This window comes from Maribacter sp., from assembly GCF_049667165.1.
GTDB lineage: Bacteria > Bacteroidota > Bacteroidia > Flavobacteriales > Flavobacteriaceae > Maribacter_A.
The window spans coordinates 1-5537 of the sequence record NZ_JBATHS010000417.1; the positions used below are offsets into that span (position 1 = coordinate 1).

At 38.9% G+C, this 5537-nt stretch carries 5 protein-coding genes and 1 pseudogene; 5 read left to right on the top strand and 1 reads right to left on the bottom strand.

The annotated features are described in order from the left end of the window. A pseudogene (locus WBM98_RS18790) lies at positions 1-167 on the top strand (homogentisate 1,2-dioxygenase); the annotation flags it as partial. A gap of 356 nt (positions 168-523) precedes the next feature. Here the strand turns inward: WBM98_RS18790 and WBM98_RS18795 are convergent. Next, complete coding sequence (locus tag WBM98_RS18795; protein WP_424367552.1) at positions 524-1093, bottom strand: hypothetical protein; 570 nt, start codon at positions 1091-1093, stop codon at positions 524-526. A gap of 424 nt (positions 1094-1517) precedes the next feature. Between WBM98_RS18795 and WBM98_RS18800 the strand changes: the two genes are divergently transcribed. From WBM98_RS18800 to WBM98_RS18815, 4 genes are all read left to right on the top strand, one after another. Next, positions 1518-1811, top strand: coding sequence for a hypothetical protein (locus WBM98_RS18800; RefSeq protein WP_424367553.1), 294 nt, complete (start codon positions 1518-1520; stop codon positions 1809-1811). 39 nt (positions 1812-1850) lie between these two features. After that, positions 1851-2555 (top strand): hypothetical protein, encoded by a 705-nt coding sequence (locus WBM98_RS18805; RefSeq protein ID WP_424367554.1) that lies wholly within the window; start codon positions 1851-1853, stop codon positions 2553-2555. Positions 2556-3026: 471 nt separating this feature from the next. Continuing rightward, a complete protein-coding gene (locus tag WBM98_RS18810; protein ID WP_424367555.1) occupies positions 3027-4859 on the top strand; it encodes a tetratricopeptide repeat-containing sensor histidine kinase in 1833 nt (610 codons plus the stop codon). After that, complete coding sequence (locus WBM98_RS18815) at positions 4856-5503, top strand: response regulator (RefSeq protein WP_424367556.1); 648 nt, start codon at positions 4856-4858, stop codon at positions 5501-5503. The genes WBM98_RS18810 and WBM98_RS18815 overlap by 4 nt, the downstream gene beginning before the upstream one ends. Positions 5504-5537 lie beyond the last annotated feature (34 nt).

Below are 5537 nucleotides of genomic sequence, written 5' to 3' on the forward strand. Positions count from 1 at the left end.
CTGCGGGGATACCCCATGGACCACATCCGGGCACCTATGAAGCAAGTATCGGTAAAACCAAAACAGAGGAGCTGGCTGTTATGATCGATACCTTTAAGCCTTTACAACTCACCCAAACGGCTTTGGATATCGATAATGGTACCTATTATCAAAGTTGGTTAGAGTAGGGGTGCAAAACTTTCAAGGGTTATTTTCTATTTTTTAAATTTTAGAACTTAAGGTTTTTCAAATTCACTAATTTTTCATGCCCGGTTCCATTGTTTTAACTTCTTTTCTGTTCAGAAGCAAAGTAATTCCAGAAGCAAAGATACTTGATGAAATCGGGTTATCTTACACCTAGATGGCAGTGGGGATACTATCCTATTGTTTAAATCAGTAAAAATAGAGTATTAAAAATGTCAATCAATCTGTCCAGTCCAGCAGTCGTCCAATCCAAAAAATTGATGATATAGCCTAAAACATCTTTTTATAGTTAATGAGGATTTCCCTTGGTTGATACCAAATAAATCAATCTCGTTTAAAGCTAGAAGGGATCAACTTCAACCTTTAACCTTAAGGTGAAGGAGACCACAACCTGAAACGTAGCTGGATTATGGGTGGCAGTTGCCTGCATTAAATAAACCAGTATTTTACTCCGGTTGATGCTTTCATTCATCGGACTAAAGTCACCTGACAAGGAATACACAGTCCCCAAAAGATCGGACTCTGCAATGTTAACGTCCGGAATTGGATAAGAACCATAAATATTCTCGGTAAACTGAAAGGACCCATTTTCCAAATCGGTATCTACATTACCGCTAAAATTTTTGTACTCATATTTCACCCTGACGACTTCCACATTTTTTATTTGTTCAGGGGTGCCGATAACATCCGCTACATCAGGATTACCGATTAAATCCAAGCCGCCATATTCCGTAACCATTGACGATTCATCGGGGTTTTCAAAAACCTCCGGAACACCAATGTTCAAGACTCCTGTATAGGTGGTGGTAATATCTACTTCCTTTGGCGTATCCAAGGAATCAGTTAATTCATCACAGGCAAAAAAGAACAGAATAGCTACTCCAACCAACATTGTTTTAATGGTTTTCATAATCGTAGAAATTTTAGATGTAGTGAAGCTACAATCCTAATACCATTTTGCAAATACCTAACATTAGGTATATACTAGCCCAAAGACGGTTACTAAGTTTACACTATGGAGAAGGATCGATCTATATTTTTCCAATTTTCACTAGCACAAAAGGTGTTGTTTTCAAATTGGGCAAAGAAGTTTATGGATACCCTGATTCTTCTACTGGTACATTCACAACTGGTTTTTTCGCAAGAGGTATTTGTTTTGAAGAAAGAAGAGAAAGCCATAAAGGTATTTGTTTAAAAAGCTAGAGCCCAAAGATCTTATTGAGTTTAAGGGATAACCCACCTATGCAATGAGACAGAGACCTGCAAGAGCAGTTGTATTATGAAGCTTGGATTGAGAAAATAAATTTGAATTTTAACCCTAACACCAATTGATTATGAAAACTTTAAAACGATTTCTAGGATTAACGGCTCTTTTTTTGCTCACTACCGCGTTTGTTTGGGACTGTGAGGATGACCCCATAGAATATACCTGTGAGGACTGTGTTAAAGCCCAGGTAGAATTATGTAATGCACTAGGTGCTTCAAATTGCAAAGATACCTCTGCCGTCGACGCGGCAGAAGCCAAAGTTCGCGAAAGATGTGACGGTGGGGCGTCCAAAGTGGCTCTAATTAATGATCAGTGTTACTATAACGAAAATGTCAATTGCCTTGGATTTTCCTGTTATTGATATTAATGCAATCAACTAAACATCTAAAAACATAACATAATGAGGACTGCAAATATTTTAAAATGTGTGATTTGTATTTTGTTTTTCTTTTCCAATGGGCCATTAACCGCATCTTCGGACCCAAATACCTATTATGGGAAGAAAAAAGTTTCGGTAAGCGCTTCGGAACAGGATGCCAACATCTATGTAAATGGAAAATTACTTGGAAAAGGCAGCTACACGATAATTGTTTCTAAAAATAGTTGTACCCATATTAGCGTGGAAAAGACAGGATACCTACGATATGAAATTGAATTCTGTAATAAAAAGGGGTTCTCTAGTCCGCCCAAAAGGTATTTTATCAAAATGGAAAGGGATGATGCCTATGATGCGTCAATACGCACTGATATAGCTAATGTTGATATTGAAGTGTCCACTTCTCTTGACAAAGACAGAGCTTGGAGACTGATCAACCAAATTGTGCTGTCTTATTTGGATGTTGTAGAAGTCACAGACAAAGAAACGGGCTATTTGCGCACTGCATGGAAATTACAAACCTTTTCACAAAACACTATTAGAACACGTATCATCGTAAAGCAATCGTCAGACAAGCCGTTGGCATTTAAGATTAAAATGGTCAGTGAAGAATCGCGCAGGCCCTTGACAAGTGTCAAATCAGACGAGCTTTTCCGGGAATGGGACAGGGTACTCCGAAAATACAAAGATGTAGTTACGGAGGTCCAGTCCAGATTAGGAAAGCTCTAAAGGAAACTGGAAATAAATTGAGAATGGAAACCTTACGAAGTCAACTATTTTTTATAATTTGTATGGCTCCAAATAGTGAACTTCAAGGCTGTATTGCCTGGGTGAACACCCTGCCCCAAGAACCTGACTTTGTGTTTTTTATTTACCAAATAACGAACTGTCGAGTATGAAGCCTTTTGTTTCCATTTTCCAAGTTCAAGGGATTTCTTACCTCACAGCTTTAATTTGCTGGAGGCTCCGTTTTGCAATGGAGTTTTTATTTTGGTCAAAGAAAAAGGAATGGGTAATGGCTACTAAGTTCTCATCCCTGTGATTTCATACGAACGACATATCACCGGTCATTCAAGGAAATTCGAATTTCTAAGAGCTTGTATTTCCATAGAACTATGGAGGACACAGCTGTTAATATGTTTGTTTTTTAGTTTCAACGTTCTTGGTCAAAGTCATCAGGCTGATAGCTTATTGAGGGTTTTGGATACCACCGTTTCAGAAGAAGGGCGTGCACGCGTTAATCTTCAACTTTCTAAAATCTATGAGCGGAGTGATCTGGAAAAGGCAAAATTGTTCGCCAGAAGTGCACTGCGATCAAAAAACGATTCTATCCTTAGTGACGGACACAATCAGTTGGGTAGGAACTATTTTTATAGTAATCAATTAGACTCGTCGGAATACCACTTTAAACGGGCTATTAAGGAGTTGAAAGTGATTGCCCTCCATGATAAAGTAGCAGCAGTAAAAGTTAGCCTCGGTGCGGTCCAGTTGCGAAAGGGTGAATACAAGGAAGCTGTTCGCACCCTGATCGAGAGCGCATCTTTCTTTGAAGAACAGAAAGACAGCATTAACATGGCTAAGTGCTATAGCAATATTTCCAGCGCCTTTGGAGAACTTGGTAATCACCAAAAGGCTATTGAGTACGGGGAAAAAGCCTTGAATTTGCAGAAACTAAAGAACGTTCCTCATTTTCAGGTCGTTACTTTGCCCAATGTGGCCAGTCTCTACTTAAAAACGGGAGATACCGTGATGGCTGAAGAATATTATTTCCAAGCAGAAAAGCTAGCCGTACAACTCCAAGATCAATTCTCACTAGCGAGAATATACAATAATCTAGGAAATATTTACCTCGAATCAGATTATGATAGAGCCGAATTTTATTTAATAAAATCACTTGCTATAAGGGAGAAATATAAGTATTTGGACGGCTTTGGAATTTTGTATAATAATTTGGGATATCTCTATTTACAGAAAAAGGCCTATCCAAAGGCGCTGCCTTACCTTGGTCGGGCATTGGAGCATTCTGAAGGATTCTCAAAGATACCGGTTCTTAATAATCTCTCTGATACGTATGAAGCCATGGGGAACCATAGGCAAGCGTTGCATTTTGCCCGCCAAAAATTTGATATGAATGACAGTATTTTGCAAAGTGAAAAGCAAAAGGACATAGCGGAGATTTCATCCAAATACGAAACCGAAAAAAAGGAAAGGGAAATTTTGAATCTTCAAAAGATCAATTTGGAAACCGAACTTAAGCAAAGACAGACCAGAAACCTACTCATAGGATCGTTAGTTCTATTAACACTTACCATTGTACTCACTTATATGTGGCTAAAGAATGCTCGTAGGAAGCGTTTTATTGCCGAGCAATGTCAGCAAATAGAAAGTCAGAAAGTAGATAAACTGTTGAAGGATCAGGAGTTGATAGGGTTGGACGCCATGATCGAAGGTCAAGAGAAAGAAAGTCTTCGCATTTCAGCAGACCTTCATGACAGCCTTGGGGGCAAACTGTCGACCATACGCCTCTATTTGCAAAATGAGGAATCCTTCAACGACAAAGACTTACGTAAAAAAATCATGTATTTACTCGATGAATCTTATGAGGAGACCCGAAGTATTGCCCATGAAGAAAACTCCGGTTTAATGCTAGAGAAAGGGCTTATTCCCGCGGTGAAGTTGGTAGCCAACAGAATTACCAAAACAAAAGAACTTCGTATAGAAGTAGTCAATATAGATCTTGACAAGAAGGTAAGAAATGCTGTTGCTTTGCAACTGTTTAGGATTATTCAGGAATTATTGTCCAATACTATTAAGCATGCCGAAGCCAATGAGGTTACTATTCAGTTTTCCGAAGACAATGACACCTTAAATATGATATTTGAAGATGATGGCAAGGGCTTCGAAATGGATAAAGTGAATTCCGGTCTAGGGTTTTCCAATATTGAAAGTAGGATACGAAAACTGGGTGGAGTGTTTAACATAGATTCTTCACCTGAAAATGGTACCACAGTTATAATTAATGTCCCGCTATGAGTGTAAAAATACTTCTTGCAGACGATCATCAACTTTTTCTGGATGGACTTACGGCCATTTTGAGGCAGGAGATAGGCATCGAAATTCTAGGAGCTGTAAACAATGGATATGAGCTTTTAAAAATGATAGAACATGGCTCCAAGCCCGATGTTGTACTTTCAGATGTGAGAATGCCGATAATGGACGGTATCGTGGTTGCACGAACCTTGAAAAAAAACTTTCCGCAAATCCCTGTTATAGCACTGACCATGTTTGATCAGGAATCGGATGTGCACGATATGCTCGAAGCTGGGGCCATGGGTTATGTTATAAAGAAAGCCGAAAAAAAAGAACTGGTGGAAGCCATTCACACCGTGGCAAAAGGTCAGAAATACTTTAGTAAGCAATTGTCAGGCATCTATGAAGAGTGGATTAGAAAGGATACTGACCACTTAAGAAAAGCTTTGACGCGACGAGAGCGGCAGATTCTAAGATTAATAATCAGAGGGAAAACCAGCTTACAAATGGCTAAAGAAATGAGATTGAGCAGATTCACAATAGACACGCACCGGAAGAATATCCATAAAAAATTGGGAATAAAAAGCAATATTGCCCTCGTGAAATATGCTGACGAATGGCTCAATGATACCGGTGATCTCAACTAAAATAGTCCGTTTTTTCATAAAGTTGGTCTTAGGG